Annotated in this window: 18 protein-coding genes; 11 read left to right on the forward strand and 7 right to left on the reverse strand. The window is 73.3% G+C overall.

The features are described 5' to 3' along the window. Positions 1 to 129 precede the first annotated feature (129 nt). Complete coding sequence (locus AC07A4_RS39140) at positions 130 to 921, reverse strand: aldo/keto reductase (protein WP_478608961.1); 792 nt, start codon at positions 919 to 921, stop codon at positions 130 to 132. A gap of 326 nt (positions 922 to 1247) precedes the next feature. On the opposite strand from AC07A4_RS39140, the gene pqqA reads away from it, so the two are divergent. The 9 genes from pqqA to AC07A4_RS39185 all read left to right on the forward strand — a co-directional run bounded on the left by pqqA (position 1248) and on the right by AC07A4_RS39185 (position 9499). Next, positions 1248 to 1379: a pyrroloquinoline quinone precursor peptide PqqA gene (gene pqqA / locus AC07A4_RS39145; RefSeq protein WP_478608760.1), complete on the forward strand. Its 132-nt coding sequence runs from the start codon at positions 1248 to 1250 to the stop codon at positions 1377 to 1379. 9 nt (positions 1380 to 1388) lie between these two features. Beyond that, on the forward strand, positions 1389 to 2315 hold the full coding sequence (gene pqqB / locus AC07A4_RS39150) for a pyrroloquinoline quinone biosynthesis protein PqqB (protein ID WP_478608763.1): 927 nt from the start codon (positions 1389 to 1391) through the stop codon (positions 2313 to 2315). Beyond that, entirely contained in the window at positions 2312 to 3055 is a 744-nt protein-coding gene (gene pqqC / locus AC07A4_RS39155; protein WP_478608766.1) for a pyrroloquinoline-quinone synthase PqqC, read from the forward strand. Before pqqB ends, pqqC begins: the two co-directional genes overlap by 4 nt. Continuing rightward, positions 3048 to 3320: a pyrroloquinoline quinone biosynthesis peptide chaperone PqqD gene (gene pqqD, locus AC07A4_RS39160; RefSeq protein WP_478608768.1), complete on the forward strand. Its 273-nt coding sequence runs from the start codon at positions 3048 to 3050 to the stop codon at positions 3318 to 3320. The genes pqqC and pqqD overlap by 8 nt, the downstream gene beginning before the upstream one ends. 116 nt (positions 3321 to 3436) lie before the next feature. Then, positions 3437 to 4750, forward strand: coding sequence for a pyrroloquinoline quinone biosynthesis protein PqqE (pqqE, locus tag AC07A4_RS39165; protein ID WP_478608771.1), 1314 nt, complete (start codon positions 3437 to 3439; stop codon positions 4748 to 4750). Then, entirely contained in the window at positions 4747 to 5913 is a 1167-nt protein-coding gene (locus AC07A4_RS39170; protein ID WP_478608773.1) for a glycoside hydrolase family 88/105 protein, read from the forward strand. The genes pqqE and AC07A4_RS39170 overlap by 4 nt, the downstream gene beginning before the upstream one ends. A 7-nt stretch (positions 5914 to 5920) precedes the next feature. Then, entirely contained in the window at positions 5921 to 6715 is a 795-nt protein-coding gene (locus AC07A4_RS39175) for a Tat pathway signal sequence domain protein (protein WP_478608775.1), read from the forward strand. A gap of 53 nt (positions 6716 to 6768) precedes the next feature. Then, positions 6769 to 7869, forward strand: coding sequence for a PQQ-dependent sugar dehydrogenase (locus AC07A4_RS39180; protein WP_478608778.1), 1101 nt, complete (start codon positions 6769 to 6771; stop codon positions 7867 to 7869). 34 nt (positions 7870 to 7903) lie between these two features. Then, positions 7904 to 9499, forward strand: coding sequence for a glycoside hydrolase family 28 protein (locus AC07A4_RS39185; protein WP_478608780.1), 1596 nt, complete (start codon positions 7904 to 7906; stop codon positions 9497 to 9499). Between the two features lie 8 nt (positions 9500 to 9507). Here the strand turns inward: AC07A4_RS39185 and AC07A4_RS39190 are convergent, their stop codons facing one another. Continuing rightward, positions 9508 to 11328 carry an AMP-dependent synthetase/ligase gene (locus AC07A4_RS39190; RefSeq protein WP_478608783.1) on the reverse strand — a complete coding sequence of 607 codons (1821 nt, stop codon included), beginning with the start codon at positions 11326 to 11328 and terminating at the stop codon, positions 9508 to 9510. 225 nt (positions 11329 to 11553) lie between these two features. Continuing rightward, on the reverse strand, positions 11554 to 13059 hold the full coding sequence (locus tag AC07A4_RS39195) for an MFS transporter (RefSeq protein ID WP_478608785.1): 1506 nt from the start codon (positions 13057 to 13059) through the stop codon (positions 11554 to 11556). A 114-nt stretch (positions 13060 to 13173) separates the two neighbouring features. On the opposite strand from AC07A4_RS39195, the gene AC07A4_RS39200 reads away from it, so the two are divergent. Continuing rightward, positions 13174 to 14166, forward strand: coding sequence for an Lrp/AsnC family transcriptional regulator (locus tag AC07A4_RS39200; protein ID WP_478608788.1), 993 nt, complete (start codon positions 13174 to 13176; stop codon positions 14164 to 14166). 28 nt (positions 14167 to 14194) lie between these two features. Here AC07A4_RS39200 and AC07A4_RS39205 read toward each other — a convergent pair whose 3' ends face one another. Further along, a complete protein-coding gene (locus tag AC07A4_RS39205; protein ID WP_478608791.1) occupies positions 14195 to 15070 on the reverse strand; it encodes a LysR substrate-binding domain-containing protein in 876 nt (291 codons plus the stop codon). A gap of 175 nt (positions 15071 to 15245) precedes the next feature. On the opposite strand from AC07A4_RS39205, the gene AC07A4_RS39210 reads away from it, so the two are divergent. After that, a complete protein-coding gene (locus AC07A4_RS39210; protein WP_478608794.1) occupies positions 15246 to 16283 on the forward strand; it encodes a bile acid:sodium symporter family protein in 1038 nt (345 codons plus the stop codon). On the opposite strand, the gene AC07A4_RS39215 is transcribed toward AC07A4_RS39210, so the two are convergent. The 3 genes from AC07A4_RS39215 to AC07A4_RS39225 form a co-directional block, all read right to left on the reverse strand. Then, positions 16219 to 17412, reverse strand: coding sequence for a DUF4185 domain-containing protein (locus AC07A4_RS39215; RefSeq protein WP_478608963.1), 1194 nt, complete (start codon positions 17410 to 17412; stop codon positions 16219 to 16221). The two genes, AC07A4_RS39210 and AC07A4_RS39215, sit on opposite strands and share 65 nt — an antisense overlap. Positions 17413 to 17509: 97 nt before the next feature. Continuing rightward, on the reverse strand, positions 17510 to 19531 hold the full coding sequence (locus AC07A4_RS39220) for an exo-alpha-sialidase (RefSeq protein ID WP_478608797.1): 2022 nt from the start codon (positions 19529 to 19531) through the stop codon (positions 17510 to 17512). A gap of 145 nt (positions 19532 to 19676) precedes the next feature. Continuing rightward, positions 19677 to 20600 carry a quinone oxidoreductase family protein gene (locus AC07A4_RS39225; RefSeq protein ID WP_478608800.1) on the reverse strand — a complete coding sequence of 308 codons (924 nt, stop codon included), beginning with the start codon at positions 20598 to 20600 and terminating at the stop codon, positions 19677 to 19679. Between the last annotated feature and the right edge of the window lie 27 nt (positions 20601 to 20627).

Below are 20627 nucleotides of genomic sequence, written 5' to 3' on the forward strand. Positions count from 1 at the left end.
GCTCCTGGAGTGGGAGACGGGCACGCTCGGCCTGCTGCTCGGCCCCGACCACCCCGCGGTCGTCGACCTCAAGAGCGAACGGGCCCGCCTGCCCTACCGCTGAGGCGGGGCAGGCGGGCCGTGACACGCTCAGGCGACGTGGAACTCCGCCGGGTCCGGGCCGATGCGCCGGTCCTCGTTCAGCGCGCTGATCGCCGCCATGTCCTCCGGGTCGAGCTCGAAGTCGAAGACGGTGATGTTCTCCACGATGCGGGACGGCGTCACCGACTTGGGGATGACCACGTTGCCGAGCTGGAGGTGCCAGCGCAGGACGACCTGCGCCGGGGTGCGGCCGTGCTTCTGGGCGATCGCGACGATCGCGGGGACCTCCAGGAGGCCCTTGCCCTGGCCGAGCGGCGACCAGGCCTCCGTGGCGATGCCCTGCTCCGCGTGGTACTCGCGGGCCGCGCGCTGCTGGAGGCGCGGGTGCAGCTCGATCTGGTTGACGGCCGGGATCACCGAGGTCTCCTCGATGAGGCGCTCCAGGTGCTCCGGAAGGAAGTTGGAGACGCCGATGGACTTGACGCGGCCGTCGGCGAGAAGCTTCTCGAAGGCCTTGTACGTGTCGACGTAGGTGCCGTTGTCCGGCATCGGCCAGTGGATCAGGTACAGGTCGACGTAGTCGAGGCCCAGCTTGCCGAGGGAGACGTCGAAGGCGCGCAGCGTCGCGTCGTACCCCTGCTCGCTGTTCCAGAGCTTCGTCGTGACGAAGAGCTCCTCGCGGGCCACGTCGGAGGCCGCGATGGCCTTGCCGGTGCCCGTCTCGTTCTCGTAGACGGCCGCCGTGTCGATGCTGCGGTACCCGGCCTCCAGGGCCGTCGTGACCGCCCGCTCCGCCTCGTCGTCCGGCACCTGCCAGACGCCGTAGCCGAGCTGGGGCATCTCGATGCCGTCGTTCAGGATGATCGGGGGGACCTTGCTCACGGGCTCTCGATCCTTAGAGGTCGTCGGGTGGTACGTCCATGGTCAACGATCAGGGGCGGTGCCGCATTCCTGCGGGGGCCCCGTGGGCCGCGCCCGCCCCCGAGAATGGCCAGATATAGCTCCGACCTTATCGGTCCGAACCATTGACCGCGTCCCGTCATGCCGCAACTCTGTTGCACGTCACTGAACGCAAGCCATCCATGTGAACACCCTACGCACTCTATGAGTGGTGTATCCCAGTGGCTCCTGACCCCCCCACTTTTCAGGAAGGCTGGCACAGACGCATGAACACGCATGAGCAGGAGACGTCGGAGCTTCCCGGCGGTGCGAGCGGTACCACGGCCTGGGAGACCCCCGAGTACACGGTCGTCGAGACCTCGCTGGAGGTCACCGCGTACCGCCTCGCCGACCGGTAGCGGCACCCGATGCTGCTGCAGGTGCTCGGCACCGCGGCGGGCGGCGGACTGCCCCAGTGGAACTGCGCGTGCCCCGGCTGCTCCGGGGCGCGCGCCCACCCCGAGCGCCGCCGCAGGCACGCCTCGCTCGCCGTCCGCGCGGGGCCCGGCCGCTGGTACCTCGTCAACGCCACCCCCGACATCGGCGAGCAGCTGGAAGGGTGCGCCGAACTGCTGCCCGACGCCGACCAGGACGTCCGCCGCTCGCCCCTCGCGGGCGTCGTGCTCACCGACGCCGAACTCGACCACACCCTTGGCCTCGCCCGCCTGCGCGAGGCCCGCGACGGCGTCGACGTGCTCGCCACCGCGCCCGTGCGGCACGCCGTCCGCGAACGGCTCGGCCTCGGCGCCGTCCTCGGCCCGTACACCACCGTCCGCTGGCGCGAGCTCACCGGCGGCGGCGTGCCCCTGGACGACGGTTCGGCGCTGCGCGTCAGCGCGGTGCCGGTTTCGGCCAAGCGGCCGCGCTACGCCGCCGACCCCGGCCTCGACCCCGCAGGACCGGAACCGGACGCGGCCACCTGGTCCGTCGCCCTGCGCCTGCACGACACCGCCACCGGCGCCACCGTCCTGTACGCCCCGGCCATCGCCGCCTGGACCGACGCCTTCGAGGAGGCCGCCCGCGCGGCCGACGTCGTCTTCGCCGACGGCACCTTCTGGGACGACGAGGAGCCCCAGCGGGCCGGGTTCTCGCGGCGGACCGCCACCGGCATGGGCCATCTGCCGGTCACCGGTCCGGGTGGCACCGCCCACCGGCTCGCGCGGCTGCCCGGCCGCTGCCTGTACACGCATCTGAACAACAGCAACCCCCTCGGCGACCCCCACGCCGCACAGCACAAGCAGCTCGCCGAGTGGGGCCTCGACGTCGCCGCCGAGCGGATGGTGATCGAACTGTGAGTACGGCCGTCACGACCCCCACCGACGAGGACGCGCCCTGGAGCGCCGACGAGCTCACCGAGCGGCTGCGCGCCGTCTCGGCCTCGCGCTACCACGACCGTCACCCCTTCAACGTCCGCATGCACGACGGCGACCTCACCCCCGCCGAACTGCGCCGCTGGATCGCCAACCGCTTCCACTACCAGCGCCACATCCCCATCAAGGACGCCCTGATCCTGGCGAAGTTCGACGACCCCGCGCTGCGCAGGAGCTGGGTGCGCCGCATCCGGGACCACGACGGGGAGATCGAGGGGCAGGGCGGCATCGAGCGGTGGCTGCGGCTCGGCGAGGCCGCGGGCATCGCGCGCGCCCAGCTGCGCGACGCCGGCCGCGTGCTGCCGGGCGTGCGGCTCGCCGTCGACGGCTACGTCAACTTCTGCCGGCTGCGGCCCGCGCTCGACGCCGTCGCCGCCTCCCTCACCGAGCTGTCGGCGCCGGACCTGATGCGCACCCGCGTCGCCGCCTTCGAGAAGCACTACCCGTGGATCGACCCGGAGGGGCTGCTGTACTTCCGCGGCCGCGTGGAACAGGGCGCCCGCGACGGCCGCGAGGCGCTCGGCCTCGTCCGCGCCTGGGCCCGCACCCGGGAACAGCAGGAGCGGGCCGTCGCCGCGCTCGCCTTCAAGTGCGACGTGCTGTGGTCCCTGCTCGACGCCGTGGACCGGGCCGGGCGGGACGGAGGCGACGGGGCCGATGAGTGACGCCGTACGCCTCGACTGGCGCCCCGCCCTCGCCCCCAGCGTGATGCTCCGTCACGACCGGGTGCGCGACGTCGACCTGCTCGTCCTGCCCGAACGCGTCGTGGTCCTGCGCGGCGCCGCCGGAAGCATCGTCGCCCTGTGCGACGGCGAACGCGGCGTGGACGCCATCGTGGCGGAACTCGCCCACCGCCACCCCGGCGCCCCCGTCACCACCGAAGTCCCCCTGTTCCTTGAGCAGTTGCGCACGGAAGGCTGGCTGCGATGACGGGCCTCGGACCTGATCCGACGAGCGTGCGCGCGGATGAGACGGCGAACGTCCCGGCGGTCGATGGGGTGACCGCCCACACGGGTGGGGCGGCGAGTGCCTCCGGAGCCGATGCGGTGACCGCCTCCGCGCCCGGTGCGGCGGGCAGCTCCGTGCCCGATGCGGCCAGCATCCCCGCGCGCGACGCGGCAGCCGCTCCCCCTCCCGGTCTGCCGGGCAACTCCGTGCCTGATGCGGCCAGCATCCCCGCGCGCGACGCGGCCACCGCCCCCGCGCGCGATGCGGCCACCGCCCCCGCGCCCGGTGCGGCCAGCACCCCCGCTCCCGATGCGCCGCGCGCGCCCGCCCCCGACCCGCCCTGGGCGCTGCTCGCTGAGCTCACGCATGGCTGTCCGCTGCGCTGTGCCTATTGTTCCAACCCCGTCAAACTGGTTGGTCGGTCAGCTGAGCTCTCCGGGGACGCATGGGCGGACGTGTTCGCCCAGGCGGGTGACCTGGGTGTCGTGCAGACGCATCTGTCCGGTGGGGAGCCCCTGTTGCGCCGGGACCTGCCGCGGATCGTCGCCGCGGCGGACGCGGCCGGGATCCACACCCAGCTCGTCACCAGCGGGGTGGGGCTGCACGCGGCGCGCCTCGCCGAGCTGGTCGGGGCGGGCCTGCGCAGCGTCCAGCTGTCCGTGCAGCACACCGACCCCGACGCGGCCCAGCGCATCGCGGGGGCGCGCGCCCTGCGCGCCAAGGAGCGCGCCGCCCGCGTGGTCCGCGACGCGGGGCTGCCGCTCGGCCTGAACGCCGTCCTGCACCGCGCCAACCTCGACGCCCTCGACTCCCTGGTGGAACTCGCCCTGGAGTGGGGCGCCGAGAGGATCGAGCTGGCCAACACCCAGTTCTACGGCTGGGCCCTGCGCAACCGCGACGCGCTGCTCCCCGACCCCGCACAGGTCGCCCGCGCCCGCGTCACCGTCGAGCGCTGGCGGGCCCGCCTCGGCGGGCGCATGGAACTGGTGTGGGTCGCGCCCGACTACGTCGACGGCGTCGCCAAGCCCTGCATGGGCGGCTGGGGCGCGGTGTCCCTGACCGTCGCGCCGGACGGCACGGTCCTGCCGTGCCCGGCCGCCGCGGACCTGCTCGGCGCCGACGCGCCCAGCGTGCGCGCGCACCGGCTCGACTGGATCTGGCGCGCGTCGCCCGCCTTCACCCGCTACCGCGGCGAGCACTGGATGCCGGAGCCCTGCCGCTCCTGCGAGCTGCGGTCCCTCGACTTCGGCGGCTGCCGCTGCCAGGCCCACGCCCTCACCGGCGACGCCGCCCGCACGGACCCCGCCTGCCACCGCGCACCCGACCACGGACTCGTAAAGGCCCTGGTCGACGCGGCCCGCGGGCCCGCGCGCGACGGCGCCGCCTACGCCTACCGCGAAGGAGGATCATGAAACGCCCCCTCATACCTCTGGTCGCCGGTGCCCTCGCCCTGGCGGGCACGGCCACCCTCGCCCCCGCGGCCCCGGCCGCCCCGCCCCGGCCCGCGCCCGCCGAGGACTGGTCCGTCGCCCTGGTCGACTCCACGACCACCCGCCACACCCCGACCTCCATCGGCGGCTGGTCGTACCCCGTCGGCCTGTACCTCTACGGCCAGTACCGCACGTACCAACGCACCCACGACGAGCGCTACCTGACGTACATCAAGAGCTACGTCGACCGCTTCGTCGGCCCGGACGGGGCCATCGGGCAGAAGTTCAACAACCTCGACAGCATGCAGGCGGGGCGGCTGTTGGTGATCCTGCACCACGAGACCGGCGAGGACCGCTACCGGATCGCCGCGAGGAAGATCCGCGAGCGCCTGAAGACGTACCCGCGCACCCAGGACGGCGGCTTCTGGCACGCCGACACCGCGAGCCGCGCCCACCAACTGTGGTCCGACGGCGTCTACATGGTCACGCCGTTCCTGGTGGAGTACGGCAAGGAGTTCGACGACGAGGCCTACACCGACCCCGAGGCCCTCGCCCAGCTCACCACGTACGCGCGCCACCTCCAGGCGCCCAACGGCCTGTTCCAGCACGCCTACGACGAGGCGCGCGCCGCCCCGTGGGCCGACAAGGACACGGGCCGGGCGCCCGAGCAGTGGTGCCGGGCCATCGGCTGGTACTCCATGGCCGCCGTGAACGTCCTCGACGCCACCCCCTCCCACCTCAAGGGGCGCGGCGAACTCCTCGCCGTCGTGCGGAAGCTGGCCGCGGGGATCGCCCGCGCCCAGGACCCGGACACCGGCCGCTGGTTCCAGGTCGCCGACAAGGGCGGCCAGGAGGGGAACTGGACCGAGACGTCCTGCTCCTCCATGTTCACCTACGCCCTCGCGCGGGCCGCCGAGAAGGGCTACGTACCGCCGCGCTACCGCGAGGTCGCCCGGCGCGGCTACCAAGGCGTCCTGGCGAAGATCTCACGCGGCCCTGACGGCCTGACCAACCTCACCGACATCTCCATCGGCACGAACGTCGGCGACTACGCCTTCTACATCGCCCGGCCCCGGCAGACCAACGACTTCCACGGGCTCGGCGCCTTCCTGATCATGAACGAACAGCTGCGGAAGCTGAGGTGAGATGGGCATGACCCCCTCGCGAAGGGCCCTCCTTGGAGCGGCACTCGGAGCCGGAGCGGGCGCGGCCGCGACCGCCGCGGGACTCCCCGCCGCGGCGGCGGCGCCCGCCGCCGCGTGGCAGCTGCGCTGGTCCCCCTCCGCCCGCGCCGTCGGCACCCGTGCCTTCGAGACCCTGGAGGACGACCGCGCTAATTCGCACCCGGCGGCGAAGCCCCACATCCGCGCCGAAGGCGACTCCTTCCGCTTCGACATCCACACCGTCGACCGGGACACCAGCACCGACCGCCAGCGCCAGGAGGTCACCGGATGCCGCGACGGCGACACCTATCTGAAGTGGCGCAAGGGCGAGACCTGGCGGCTCACCTACCGCATGTACCTGCCTAGTTCGCTGAGGGCGACGACGACGTTCACGCACATCATGCAGATGAAACAGCCCGGCACGGGCAGCGCGCCCCTCGTCGTGCAGTCGCTGCGCCGCGTCGGCGGCGCGCAGACCATCGAGCTGAAGGTCTTCGAGCAGGACATCCTCGTCGGCCGCACGGACCTGGGGCCGCTGCACGACCGCTGGACCGACGTCGACTTCCAGATCACGATCGGCGACGGTTCGGCGGGCGCCGTGCGCTGGATCCTCAAGAGCGGCAGTACGACGGTCATCGACCGGGCGAAGTCCGGCGTCGACACCTTCCTCGCCGACCGCGTGCGGCCCAAGTGGGGCATCTACCGCTCCCTCGGCGACACCTCGGGATCACTGAGCGACACGTACCTGCTCCTCACCGACCTGCGCGCCTACCAGCTCGTCTGACACGACCTCCACCCCCGTTCCCCAGCGCGTTCCCACCCCCCCAGGAGGCACCCATGCACGGCAAGCGCACGTCGACGGCCCGGAGGGCGGCCCTGGCGGCGGCCGCCGCCCTCACCGCGGGGCTCGTGACCCACGTCCCCCCGGCGGTGGCCGCGCCGCCCGCCCCGGCCGGTGAGCCCACCGGCATCAAGACCATCTCGAACGGCTGGACCATCCCGTGGGGCACCTCCTGGCTGCCCGACGGCAAGTCCGCGCTCGTCACCGAGCGGGACGGCTTCGGCGTCTGGTCGGTGGCGGCCGACGGCTCCGCGAAGAAGCGGGTCGGCACGGTGCCCGAGTCCCAGACCACCGGCGGCGAAGGCGGCCTCATGGGCCTCGCCGTCGACCCGCGGTGGGAGTCCAACCACTACGTCTACGTCATGCACACCTCGTCCGAGGGCAACCGCGTCGCCCGCATGACCTACGACGGCACCTCGCTCAGCGGCTACACGGTCCTGGTCAAGGGCATCAAGAAGGCCAAGTACCACAACGGCGGCCGCCTCGCCTTCGGCCCCGACGGCTTCCTGTACGCCACCACCGGCGACGCCCAGGAACGGGGCCTCGCGCAGGACAAGAACTCCCTCAACGGCAAGATCCTGCGCCTGACCCGCGACGGCGACCCCGCGCCCGGCAACCCCTTCGGCACGCTCGTCTACAGCCTCGGCCACCGCAACCCGCAGGGCATCGCCTTCGACCCCCAAGGCCGCCTGTGGGAGGCCGAGTTCGGGGACGCGACACGGGACGAGCTGAACCTCATCAAGCCCGGCAAGAACTACGGCTGGCCCACCTGCGAGGGCAACTGCACCGTGTCCGGGATGACCAACCCCAAGAAGACCTGGGGCGTCGCCGAGGCCTCGCCGAGCGGCATCGCCGTCGTCGACGGCGCGGTCTACATGGCGGCCCTCAAGGGCCAGCGCCTGTGGCGCATCCCGCTCAACAGCGACAGCGAGAACGTCGGCTCCGCCAAGGCGTTCTACGTCGGGGCCTACGGCCGCCTGCGGTCCGTGACCACGGTGCCCGGCGCCAAAGCGCTCTGGCTGTCCACCACCAACGCCGACAACAACGGCGGCCAGCCGGACGGCGCGGACAAGATCTTCCGCGTCTCCATCGGCTGACCCCCTCCGGGCACCGCACGCGAGAGGACGGGACATGAGTCGATCAACCAGGCGGACAGGGGCGCTCGTCGCGGGACTCGCGGCGCTCGCGGTGCTGGCCGTCTTCGACGGGCGCCCGGCGGGCGCGCCGCCGTCCGCCGACGGCACGGCGCCCGTCGCGCGGACCGTGGCGGCACCCCCACCGCCCCTGCCCGCCGCCGAGTTCGACGTACGCGCCTACGGAGCCAAGGGCGACGGCGCCACCAACGACAGCCCCGCCGTGCAGAAGGCCATCGACGCCGCCGCCCGCGCGGGCGGCGGCACCGTGCGCTTCCCCGGCGGCGGGGGCCCCACCTACGAGTCGAAGAACACGCTGCACATGAAGAGCGGCGTGACGCTCCAGCTGGACAAGGGCGCCACCCTGTCCGGCAGCGGCGCCGACGACTACGACCCGCCCGAGCCCAACGAGTGGGACGACTACCAGGACTACGGCCACAGCCACTTCCACAACGCCATGATCTACGGCGACCGGCTCAGCGACATCGGCTTCGTCGGCGAGGGCGTCATCGACGGCGACGGCGCCCTGACCACCGGCAACCCGAAGCCCGGCGAGGCCGACAAGATCATCTCGCTGACGCGGTGCCAGGACCTGCGCCTGGGCGACGGGCTCACGCTGCGCGAGGGCGGCCACTTCGCGGCGCTCATCAACGGCTGCGACGACGTCGTCTCCGACCGGCTCACCATCGACACGGCGATGGACCGCGACGGCTGGAACGTCATCTCCACCACCGACGTCACCATCACCCGCGCCCACCTCGACGCCAACGACGACGCGCTCGCGTTCAAGAGCGACTACGCCCTCGGCGCGAAGCTGTCCAACGGCAGGGTGCGCGTGAGCGATTCATATCTGTCCGCCGGGTGCTGCAACGCGCTCATGTTCGGCTCCGAGACCTGCGGCGACTTCACCGACTACCGCTTCGAGCGGATCAGGATCGAGGGCTCCGACAAGTCCGGCCTCGGCATGGTGTCCATGGACGGTGCCAAGATCTCCGACGTCCACTACCAGGACATCACCATGACCGGCGTCCGCTCCCCGATCATGCAGAAGGTCGGCAACCGCAAACGCTGCGGCAACAACCCGGGCGTGGGCTCCATCAGCAACGTCACTTACACCAACATCAAGGCGACCGGCTCCGCGCCGTCCTTCTCGCCGACCCTGTGGGGTGAGTCAGGCACCGGCCGCGTCAAGGACGTCACCTTCACCGACGTGGACATCACGGTGCCCGGCGGCAACAGCACCATGTCCACCGACGTGCCGAGCAACCAGTCCAAGGAGTACAACCCGAAGAGCATCGGCACCCGGCCCGGCTACGGCTGGTACATCCGCCGCGCCGACCGCGTCACCTTCGTCGACAGCGAGGTGCGGTTCGCCGCGGGCGACGGCCGCCCCGCCGTCATCGCCAACGAAAGCACCGGCGTCCGCTTCCAGGGGTTCACCGCGCAGCGCGGCGCCAACAGCCCCGCCGACCTGGTCTTCCAGTCGACGAAGGGCTACTGCGTGCGGGACAGCGCCAACACCGGCGGCGGCGCCCTGCGCGTCACCCAGACCGGGTCGAGCCAGGACTGCGGCGCGCCCGCCCGTCACGGGTAACCCGCCCGTCACGGGTAAAGGGCCTCGACCTCATCGGCGTACGCCTGCTCGATGGCCTTGCGCTTCAGCTTCAACGACGGCGTGAGCAGGCCGTGCTCCTCGGTGAACTGATGCGCCAGGATGCGGAACGTACGGATCGACTCGGCCTGTGAGACCAGGGTGTTGGCGGCGACCACCGCGCGCCGCACCTCGGTCTCCAGGTCCGGGTCGCGCACCAGGTCCACGGCGGGCAGCGGCACCTTGTCGCGCATGGCGATCCAGTGCTCGACGGCGTCCGCGTCCAGCGTGACCAGGGCGGCGACGTACGGGCGGTCGTTGCCGACGACGATGCACTGCGCGACCAGCGGATGGTCGCGCACCCGCTCCTCCAGCTGCACGGGGGAGACGCTCTTGCCGCCGGAGGTCACCAGGATCTCCTTCTTGCGGCCGGTGATCGTGAGGTAGCCGTCCTCGTCGAGGGACCCCAGGTCGCCGGTCGCGAGCCAGCCGTCCTGCAGGACCGCGTCGGTCGCCTTCGGGTCGTTGAGGTAGCCCTGGAAGACATGGGGGCCCTTCAGCCACACCTCGCCGTCGTCCGCCAGGTGCACGGTGGTGCCGGGGACGGGCTGGCCGACCGTGCCGTAGCGGGTGCGCTCGGGCGGGTTGGCGGTGGCGGCGGCCGACGACTCGGTGAGGCCGTACCCCTCGAAGACGGTGACGCCCGCGCCCGCGAAGAACAGGCCGAGGCGCCGGTCCATGGCCGAGCCGCCGGACATCGCGTGCCGCACCCGGCCGCCCATCGCCTCGCGCACCTTGGCGTACACCAGCTTGTCGAAGAGCTGGTGCTGCACGCGCAGGCCGGCCGAAGGACCGGGGCCGGTGCCGAAGGCCTTGGCCTCCATCGCGTCGGCGTACTTCACGGCCACGTCCACGGCCCGGTCGAACGGTCCTTCCCTGCCCTCGCGCTCGGCCTTGCGGCGGGCCGCGTGGAAGACCTTCTCGAAGACGTATGGCACGGCGAGGAAGAACGTCGGCTGGAACGCGGCCAGGTCGGGGAGCAGCTCCGAAGCGCTCAGGCTCGGCTGGTGGCCGAGCTTGACCCGGCCCCGCACCGCCGCCACCTGCACCATGCGGCCGAAGACGTGCGCGAGCGGCAGGAACAGCAGCGTGGCGGCCTCGTCGCCGCGCTTGGAGTGGAAGACCGGCTCCCAGCGCTCGATGACCGTGTCCACCTCGAACAGGAAGTTCGCGTGGGTCAGGACACAGCCCTTGGGGCGCCCCGTGGTGCCGGAGGTGTAGATGACGGTGGCGACGGAGTCCGGCGTCACGGCCCGGCGGTGGCGGTGCACCACCTCGTCGTCCAGGTCGCGGCCCGCCTCGCCCAGTTCGCGCACCGCGTCCCCGTCGAGCTGCCACAGGCGGCGCAGCAGCGGAAGGCGGTCCACGACCGAGCCGATCGTCATCGCGTGGTCCTCGTGCTCGACCATCGCCGCCGTCACCTGCGCGTCGTGCAGCATCCAGAAGACCTGCTCGGCCGACGACGTCGGATACACGGGCACGACCTGCGCGCCCACCGTCCACAGGGCGTAGTCGAACAGTGTCCACTCGTAGCGGGTGCGGCACATGATGGCGACCCGGTCGCCGAACCGCACGCCCTGGGCGAGCAGCCCCTTGGCGAGCGCGAGGACCTCGTCGCGGAACTCCGCCGACGTGACGTCCCGCCAGGCGCCGTTCACCTTGCGGCCGAACACTACGCGGACCGGATCCTCGAGGGCATGGTCGAAGACGGCGTCGGCAAGGCCGCCCACCCGAGGAGCCGACGCCAGGGGAGGGATCGTGAACTCGCGCAATGGTGCTCCTTGTGGCGCTCCGCACAGCGCCGGTGACGGTACCCCACCCCAGTCCCTCGCGGGAGGGGGGTGGGGAACGCGCCAACTGGCACGATCGTCACAGGTCAGCCGGTGAAATGCGGCCACAAGGGGAAGGGCCGGACACTTTCCTGACGGATGAGTAAGTTTCGGTGGCGCAATCTCCACCGAATCTGTACGCGGGAGTTACGCCCCGAGTCGTGGGGGTTACGCCCCGAGGCGCTCCCGTGGCTGCGGCGCGGGCGCGCCGGAGCTGGCGGCGGGCCCCTGACCCGCACCGGCCGTCCGCTGGGGCCGGACCATGACGAGGACGGCGATCCCCGCCACCAGGCCCACCGCGCCCGCCGTGAGCGAGGCGTCGCCCAGGCCGGAGGCGAACGCCGCCCGTACCTGGTGCTCGGAGAAGGCGGTGCCAAGGGCCGGGGCGCCGCCGCCCGCCGCCGTGTGCGCCCCGTCCTGGCCGAGCGTGTCCGCCATGCCCGAGGTCAGGACGGTGCCGAACACGGCCACGCCGAGCGCGTACCCGAGCTGGCGGAAGGTGTTCACCGCGCCGCCCGCCATGCCCGCGTTCGCGGGCGGCACCGCCGCGAGGGCCGCGCCCGCGAGCCCCGGCGAGACCAGGCCGGTGCCGATGCCCGCGAGCACCAGGCCGGGGACGAGCGCCCGCCAGGTCGAGTCCGCGTCCAGCGCCCCCATCGCCAGGCCGCCCGCGCCGATGAGGAGCAGCCCGACGCCGATGACGTACCGCCCCGCCACCCCGTGCAGCAGCCGCCCGCCGACCGCGGCCACCACGAACGACATGGCCGCCAGCGGCAGCAGCACCAGGCTGCCGCGCACCGGGCTCATCCCGAGCACCGTCTGCAGCCAGATCGAGAGGTAGGGGATCACGCCGAACGCGGCCGCGTTGTAGCCGACCGCGCCGATCAGGACGCCCGTGAACGCGGGCTTGCGCAGCAGCCCCAGGTCGATCAGCGGATGCGCGACGCGGCGCTCCACTGCGGCGAACGCCACCAGGGCGAGCGCGGCGACCGCGAAGGTCACCGCGGTGCGCCCGGAGGTCCAGCCCACCGCCGACGCCCGCACCGAGCCGTAGGTCAGCGCGCCCGCGAACAGCGCGAACAGGGCCGTGCCCGCCCAGTCCACGCGCCGTCCCGCCTGCCCCCGCGACTCCGGCACCGCGCGCAGCGTCAGCCACACCGCGGCCACGCTCACCGGCAGGTTGATGAAGAAGATCCAGCGCCAGCCGGGCCCCTGGGTGAGCACCCCGCCGACGACGGGGCCGAGCGCGGCCGCGGCCCCGCTCACCGCGCCCCACACGCCGAGCGCCACCGAGCGCTCCTTGCCCTGGTAGGCGGCGCCGAGCAGCGGCAGCGTGGTCGCGAACATCGCGGCGGCCCCGAGCCCCTGGACGGCCCGCGCCGCCACGAGGAGCTGCGCGTCCCCCGCGAGCCCGCAGCCGAGCGAGGCGAGCGCGAAGACGACGGTGCCCACGATCTGCACGCGCCGCCGCCCCAGGATGTCGGCGGCCGCGCCGACCCCGAGCAGCAGCGCGGCGAGCGCGAGCGCGTAGGCGTCGATGACCCACTGCAGATCGCTCAGGTCGGCGTCCAGCGCCCGCGCCATGTCGGGCAGCGCCACGACCACGATCGTCACGTCCAGCAGCAGCATGAACGTCCCCAGACAGACCGCCGTCAGCGGTCCCCATCTACGCATCGTCGAACTCCTTGTGCGGCAGGTGAAAGTGCCCTCGTACGATGGGGTGGCGCCGGACGGAACCGTGAGTCAGCACCGACGGAGCGCAGGAAACCGACCTGAGGAGGGGAAGAGGTGGCGGAATCCACCACGCGGGAGGAATCCGGTGTCGCGGACGCGCTCGACCTGAAGCTGCTGCACGCCCTGGAGCTCGACGGCCGCGCCCCCTTCGCCCGCGTCGCGGCGGCCCTCGGCGTCTCCGACCAGACCGTCGCGCGCCGCTTCCGCAAGCTGCGCGCCGAGGCCCGGCTGCGGATCGTCGCCGTCCGCGAGCGCGAGGAGGTCTGGCTGCTTCGGCTGCGCTGCACCCCCGACAGCGCCGACTCCATCGCCTCCGCCCTGGCCCGGCGGCCCGACACGGCGTGGATCCACATCACCTCGGCGGGCACGGAGGTGGTCTGCATGACGCTGCCGCGCGACCCCGGGGACTACGACGAGCTGATGTTCGGCAAGCTGCTGCGCACCCCGCACATCGTCGAGGTCCGCGCGCACCAGCGCCTGCACCGCTTCTTCGGCGGCAGCACCGGCTGGATCGGCAAGCACGGGCCGCTCGACCCCGACGAGGCCGCCGCGCTCACCCCGGCCCGCCCGGCCGCCGCGCCGCACCCCGACGCCGCGAGGATCACGCCCGACGACGATCCGCTGATCGCCGCGCTCAAGGCCGACGGGCGCGCCACCTACCCCGAACTGGCGCGCGCCACCGGGCGCTCGGAGTCCGCCGTCAAGCGCCGCCTCGCCCAGCTGATCGACTCCGGGGCGCTCTACATGGACACCGAGTACGACGCCGAGTGGTTCGGCTTCCGCACGGCCGCGATGCTCTGGATCACCGTCGCGCCCCGCCATCTGCGCGCGGTCGGCGAGGCGATGGCCGGGCACCGCGCGGTCTGCCACGTCTCCGCGACGACCGGCCCCTCCAACCTCATGGCGAGCGTCCTGACCCGTGACACCGAGGAGCTCTACGCCTATCTGAGCGACGAACTCGGCGGGCTGGACGGTGTGCAGCACGTCGAGGCGTCCCCGTATCTGCGCCGCTACAAGCAGCTCACGCACCTGCGGCCGCCGCGCTGACCGCCGCCCGCGCCAGCCGCCGCCCGCGCTAGCCGCCCCGGTGCAGGCGGTCGCCGCCGGTGAGGATGGCGCGGGCCAGGGCGTCGGCCGCGTCCCGGGCGACGTCGCGCACGGTGGGCCCGTGCAGCAGGACGAAGTCCACCGACCCGAGCTCGGGCAGGCCCGCGCGCTCCGGCGCGCGCACCCGCGCCAGGCCCGGCGGGATCAGGCCGCGCGAGTGCGCCATCACGCCGAGGCCCGCGCGGGCCGCCGCGACCAGGCCGTTGAGGCTGCCGCTCGTGCACGTGATCCGCCAGGGGCGGCCGTGGCGGTCAAGGGCCTCGATGGCGCGGGCGCGTGTGATGCCGGGCGGCGGGTACACGATGAGCGGCACCGGGCGCTCGGGGTCAAGGCGCAGCCGGGGCGCGCCGATCCACACCAGGTCGTCGCGCCGGACCAGTTCGCCGCGCGGGTCCTCGGGGCGCCGCTTGGCGAGGACGAGGTCGAGCTTGCCCGCGTCCAGGCGCTCGTGCAGCGTGCCGGACAGCTCGACCGTCAGCTCCAGGTCGACCTCCGGGTGGCCGCGCCGGAAGGACTCCAGGATGTCGGTGAGCCGGGTCAGGACGAAGTCCTCGGACGCGCCGAACCGCAGCCGCCCGCCCAGGCGGGCGCCGGTGAAGTGGGCCGTGGCCTGCTCGTGCACCTCCAGGATGCGGCGGGCGAAGCCGAGCATCGCCTCGCCGTCCTCGGTGAGCTCCACGCTGTGGGTGTCCCGCGCGAACAGCGGCCGCCCGGTCGCGTCCTCCAGACGGCGCACGTGCTGGCTGACCGTCGACTGCCGCAGGCCGAGGCGGCGCGCGGCCTGCGTGAAGCTCAACGTCTGGGCCACCGCGAGGAACGTACGCAGCTGAGCGGGTTCGTACACCCTCCCAGGCTATCGCGGGTCATCGCGCTACATGATGACAGTCAGAGCGGCATACGGGATTCCCGATCGCGCCGAACAGGAGGACCATGGAGAGGGCACGCCCGACCCCGTCCGGGAACACCCCGGAAAACCGCAAGCACCGCAAGCACTGCGGGCACCGAGAGCATGGAGCGCCGTGAAACGCCCGTCCTGGCCGTCCTGGATGCCGGTCGACCCGTACATCGTGGCCCTGCTCGGCACCGTGGGCATCGCCGCGCTGCTGCCCGCGCGCGGCACGGCCGCTGACGTCGCCTCCGGCGCCTCCACCACGGCCGTCGCCCTGCTCTTCTTCCTCTACGGCGCCCGGCTCTCCACCCGCGAGGCGCTGGACGGGCTGCGCCACTGGCGGCTGCACCTGACCGTCCTGCTCTGCACGTTCGCCCTCTTCCCGCTGCTCGGCCTCGCCGCCAAGGGCCTCGTCCCGTACGTCCTGACCCCGGCCCTGTACAGCGGCTTCCTGTTCCTGACGGTGGTGCCGTCGACGGTCCAGTCGTCGATCGCCTTCACCTCCATGGCGCGCGGCAACGTGCCCGCCGCGATCTGCGCGGGCTCCTTCTCCTCCCTCGCCGGGATCGTGCTCACGCCGCTGCTCGCGGCGGCCCTCATCGGCGGCGACGCGGGCGGCTTCGCCGCCGACTCGCTGTGGAAGATCGTGCTCCAGCTGCTCGTGCCGTTCGTCGCGGGGCAGCTGCTGCGCCGCTGGGTCGGCGCCTTCCTCGCGCGCCACAAGACGGTGCTCGGCCTGGTCGACCGCTCCTCGATCCTGCTCGTCGTCTACGCCGCGTTCAGCCAGGGCATGGTGCAGGGCATCTGGCACCAGGTCACCCCGGCCCGGCTCGGCGCCCTGATCGGCGTCGAGGCGGCGCTGCTCGCGCTGATGCTGACCCTGACCTGGTACGGGGCGGGGCGGCTCGGCTTCGGCCGCGCGGACCGGATCGCGATCCAGTTCGCCGGGTCGAAGAAGTCCCTGGCGGCCGGACTGCCCATGGCGAGCGTCCTGTTCGGCGCGGACGCCTCCCTCGCGGTGCTGCCCCTGATGCTGTTCCACCAGATGCAGCTCATGGTGTGCGCGGTGATCGCCAAGCGCCGCTCCCGCGATCCGGTGGAGTTCACTGGGGCCGCGTCAGCCGCACCGTCACGAACCGCGGCCGGTACAGCTCCACGTTCCGGTTGACGTTCGCCTGCCCGCCCGCCGTCGCCGTGGCGTCCGGCGCGTTCACGTCGTAGCTCAGGACGAGCCGCCCGTCACCGCTCACGGCGGGGTGCGCCTGCGGGTTGTACGCGGCCGTGTCCCGCGGAAGCGGCGGGGCGAAGCCCTTGGCGGGGCCGTGCCAGGGCCCGCTGGGCGAGCACGCCCAGTACGACGTGACGGTGGTCAGGCCCCGCGCGCCCGCCGCCATCGTGAACAGCACGTACGTGCCGCCGTGGCGGACCACCGTGAACGCGCTGCCAACCCCCTTCTGGTCGCCGTCGCCGAGCACCCGGCGCGGCTTGGCACCGGCGCGCGACCAGGTGCGGCCGTCCCAGTAGCGCCAGGCCGCGGGGTTGGCGAGGCCGCCGTGCGGGACGCGGGCGACGTAGGCGTAGGAGGAGGGGCGCGACGCGGTCTGCGCGTCGTTGCCGCCGAAGACGTACGTCCAGTCGCCGTCGTCGACGGTCGTCGTGCCGTACAGCACCCGCCGTTCGGGGTCGGCGACGCCGCGCTGGTCCTGGATCAGGTTGATGCCTTCGAGGGCGAGGTCGGGCAGGGTGAGCGTGGCGACCTCGGTGGCGGCGGGCACCCCGAAGATCCACGGCGCGGGGCCCGTCGCACGGGTCCACAGCAGCACGCGCAGGACGTCCTCGTCGCCGCCGGGCTCGCGCGGCTCCACCTTCGCCGCGACCGGCCAGCGCCACTGGCCGGCGGCGGGATCGTGGAACAGGGGCGTGGGCAGGGTCCGCTCCAGGGCGCCCGAGCGGGAGGTCACCACGGCGGAGTTGCGCACCATCGGGGCGCCGCCGTCGCGCCACTTGTGGGGCTCGCCCCGCTGGTTGGGCGGTGGGTGCACCCGGCCGAGGAAGGTGTCGGAGAACAGCCACAGGACGCGCCCGTCGGGCAGCCGCACCGAGTGGGTGCCGTCGCCGCCGCTCCAGTCGTCGTCGCGGGCGCCGCCGTCGCCGTACGCCGCGAACGCGTTCGTCAGGTTGGGCTCGGGCTGCCAGGACCCGACGGTGCGGGCCGTGCACGCCGCCGGGGCCTTCCGGTCGTCCTCGTCGTCCGGAAGGGCCGTCAGGAGCAGGGCCACGCAGGCGAGTACGAGCAGCGGGGCGAGCCACAGCACGGGTGAGCTGGGGCCGCCCCGCCGCTCGTCCGTCTGCGGGCCGGGGTGCGGGCGTGTGGCTTGGGACACGCCCGGGACGCTAGTTCCTCGGGCGCACGCGGTCCATGGGGAGCCAGACGACGGTGTCGTGTGTCACAGCGCCGCGGGTGCGGTGGCCCTGCCCGACGCGGGCGACCTCCTCGTCGCTGAGGGCCCGCCGGTAGACCCGTACGTCGTCGATGGCGCCGCTGAAGTGGGCCCTGCTGTCCATGCGCTGCCCCACGTGCACCCCGAACGGCGCGTTGCGGCTCACCGTGCCCGGCACGTCCTGCCTGGTCAGCGGGGTGCCGTCGAGGAACAGCGTGAGCTGGCCGCCGCCCCGGCGAAGGACGACGTGGTGCCACTCGCCGTCGTTGTGGGCGCCGGGTGCGCTCAGGGACGCCGAGCGGGGCGGGGTGCCGCCCTCACGGGTGGTGATCAGGCCGGTGACGCGGTTGTTGAGGGGCTCGGCGCGCAGCCACACCTGGGGCTGGTTGGTGCCCACGCCGCCCATCCACAGCAGTGGCTGCTCGCCGCTGGTGGCGGTGTAGCGGAACCACAGGGAGGCGGTGAAGTCCCGGGCGCCCAGCGGCAGGCGGTCCCGGAACGGCAGCCGCACCGCGTCGTCCGTGCCGTCGAAGGCGAGCGCGCCGCCGGTGACGCCGTCGGTCGGTTTGGCGTCGCCGAGGACGGCGGCGGAGCGCGCGCCCGGCGCCCAGTCGCTGGTCTTCGGGTCGGGTCCGCGCCGGGGCCGCAGCCAGTCCTCGGTGAAGCGCGCGAAGCGGATCTCGTCGCGGGCGTCGACAGGGCCGCCCTCGTACATCAGGCCCACGTGCTCGCCGTCGGCGAGCACCATGTCCGAGTAGCCGGACCAGTCGTGGGTGACGACCGTGCCCCGGTCGAAGCTCTCCCAGGTGCGGCCGCCGTCGTAGGAGGAGCGGATGGTCATGGTCCGGCGCCGGTCGGGGTCGCCGGGGCAGGCGAGCAGCAGCCGCTCGCCGAACCGCAGCGTCGAGCCCTGCACCTGCGGGCAGTACAGGTCGGGGATGGCGCGGAACGGCGCGACGAAGCTGTCGCCGCCGTCGTAGCTGACGGTGTGGTCGCGATGGCCGAGGTCGGTGCCGTCCTGTTCGCGGCCGCTGACGTAGATCGAGCCGTCGTGCCGCTCGGTGACGGTCATCTCGGACGGCTTCTGCCGGAACGTGCCGTCCGCGGCGTCGACGGGATAGGAGTCGGTGGCGCCGATGCGCCAGTGGTCGCCGCCGTCGTCGCTGACGACGAGCGCGGCGTGGTTCTCGGTGACGCGGCCGCCGCGGAACGTCTCGGCGTTCACGGCGAAGACGAGGCGGCCCTTGTGGCGGCCGCGGCTCAGCTGGATGCCGTGCACGGGCCCGGTCGCGTACCAGGAGTTCCAGTGCGCGGGCAGGATCTCGGAGCTGAGGTCGCGCGGCGTCGACCAGGTCTCCCCGTCGTCGTCGCTGTACTGCATGTGGGGGGTGCGGTCGCAGGGCACGTCGCAGTTCTTGCCGTCCGTGCGGCCCGTGTTATACGTCTCCGCGAGCAGGACGCGGCCGGTCTCACGGTCGACGATCGGGGTCGGGTTGCCGTGGGTGTCGCCCCGGCCCTCGTTGATGACCTTCATCGGGCCCCAGGTGCGGCCGCCGTCGTGGGACCGCTTGAGGACCAGGTCGATGTCCCCCGCGTCGCTGCAGTCGTTGACGCGTCCCTCGGCGAAGGCGAGCAGCGTTCCCTTCGCCGTCTTCACGATGGCGGGTATACGGAAGCACGTGTAGCCGGGATCCTGGGGAGCCTTGAAGAGGATCTGCTGGTCGAAGGGGGCCGCCGCGCTGTCGGCCGCCGTGGCGGAGCCGCTCAGGGCGGGCGGCAGGGCCAGGGCGGCGAGGGCGGCGGTGGTCAGCGCGGCGAGGGTGCGCCGCGTCGTACGGGAACGGGTAGAGAAGCGGGAACGGGCAGAGAAGGGGGAGCGGGGCGGGAGAAGGGAGCGCGCGTGCGGGAAGGGGCGGCGGGGGAGGAAAGGGCTGAGCCGGGTCGGTCTGTGGCGCGCACGAGGTCTCGACGGCATGCGATGGGCCCTTCGTATCGACCGGACATATGGACATCCCATGTCCAAGGTGCGGGGCGCCGACGCTACTTGGGCCACTGGGGACGCACAAGAACTGTGCGCGAAGCTGAAGCCATACGGGCGAGCGGGTCCGGAATCAACCCCCCTAAGGGGTGAGAATGACCTTGCCCAGGTTGGCACGGGATTCGATGGCCTCGTGGGCCTTCGCCGCCTCCTCCAAGGGGTAGCGGGCGTGCACGGCGGGCCGCAGCTCGCCCGTCCCGAACAGCCGCCACAGCTCCTTGCGCCACGCCTCGTAGGTGTCGGGGCGCTCCCGCGCGATGAGGGCCATCTGAAATCCCGTCACCGACTTGGCGCCGACCAGCAGGTCGTACGCGCTGACGGTGCCGCCGCCCGAGCTGTACGCCACCAGGCGGCCGTGCGGGGCGAGCGCGGCCAGGGCCGGGGCGAGCAGGTCGCCGCCGACCGCGTCCAGGCAGTAGTCGACGGGCTCGCCCCAGCTGGCCGCGCCGTAGGTGACCACCTCGTCCGCGCCCCGCGCGCGCACGAAGTCCGCCTTGGCGGCGTCCGACACGGCGCCCACGACGCGCCCGGCGCCCCGGAGCGCGGCGAGGCGCACCGCCAGCTGGCCGACGCCGCTCGCCGCCGCCGTGATCAGCGCGGCCTCGCCGGGCGCGGGCCTGGCGGCTTCCAGCGCCCCGAGGGCGACCAGGCCGCTGCGGACCAGGGCCACGGCGTCGGCCGCGCTCGCGCCGTCCGGCACCGGGGAGGCCATCTGGGCGAGCAGCGGCGCGTAGTCCGCGTAGCCGTGCCCGAAGGTCAGGCCGGTGACGCGGTCGCCGGGCGCGAAGCCGGTGACGCCCGGGCCGAGCGCGGCCACCTCGCCCGCGACCTCGCCGCCGAGCGCGACCGGCTCGCGGGACTCGCGCACCTTGCGCACGACCGGCAGGGTCACGCCGACGGCCTCGACCCGCACGAGCAGCTCACCGGGGCCTGGCGCGGGCACCGGGACCTCTTCGAGCCGCAGGACTTCGGGCCCACCGCGGTGCTCGTACCGGACGCGACGCATGCGTACCTCCTGACGCGGAACCATTGG

This window comes from Streptomyces sp. NPDC043996 (assembly GCF_056435225.1).

Coding starts and splice junctions, on each gene's coding strand:
- AC07A4_RS39140 (WP_478608961.1), bottom strand. CDS start 921: ATGCCCCAGCTCGGCTACGGCGTCTGGCAGGTGCCGGACGACGAGGCG.
- pqqA (WP_478608760.1), top strand. CDS start 1,248: ATGAACACGCATGAGCAGGAGACGTCGGAGCTTCCCGGCGGTGCGAGC.
- pqqB (WP_478608763.1), top strand. CDS start 1,389: ATGCTGCTGCAGGTGCTCGGCACCGCGGCGGGCGGCGGACTGCCCCAG.
- pqqD (WP_478608768.1), top strand. CDS start 3,048: ATGAGTGACGCCGTACGCCTCGACTGGCGCCCCGCCCTCGCCCCCAGC.
- AC07A4_RS39170 (WP_478608773.1), top strand. CDS start 4,747: ATGAAACGCCCCCTCATACCTCTGGTCGCCGGTGCCCTCGCCCTGGCG.
- AC07A4_RS39175 (WP_478608775.1), top strand. CDS start 5,921: ATGACCCCCTCGCGAAGGGCCCTCCTTGGAGCGGCACTCGGAGCCGGA.
- AC07A4_RS39180 (WP_478608778.1), top strand. CDS start 6,769: ATGCACGGCAAGCGCACGTCGACGGCCCGGAGGGCGGCCCTGGCGGCG.
- AC07A4_RS39185 (WP_478608780.1), top strand. CDS start 7,904: ATGAGTCGATCAACCAGGCGGACAGGGGCGCTCGTCGCGGGACTCGCG.
- AC07A4_RS39195 (WP_478608785.1), bottom strand. CDS start 13,059: ATGCGTAGATGGGGACCGCTGACGGCGGTCTGTCTGGGGACGTTCATG.
- AC07A4_RS39220 (WP_478608797.1), bottom strand. CDS start 19,531: ATGCCGTCGAGACCTCGTGCGCGCCACAGACCGACCCGGCTCAGCCCT.
- AC07A4_RS39225 (WP_478608800.1), bottom strand. CDS start 20,600: ATGCGTCGCGTCCGGTACGAGCACCGCGGTGGGCCCGAAGTCCTGCGG.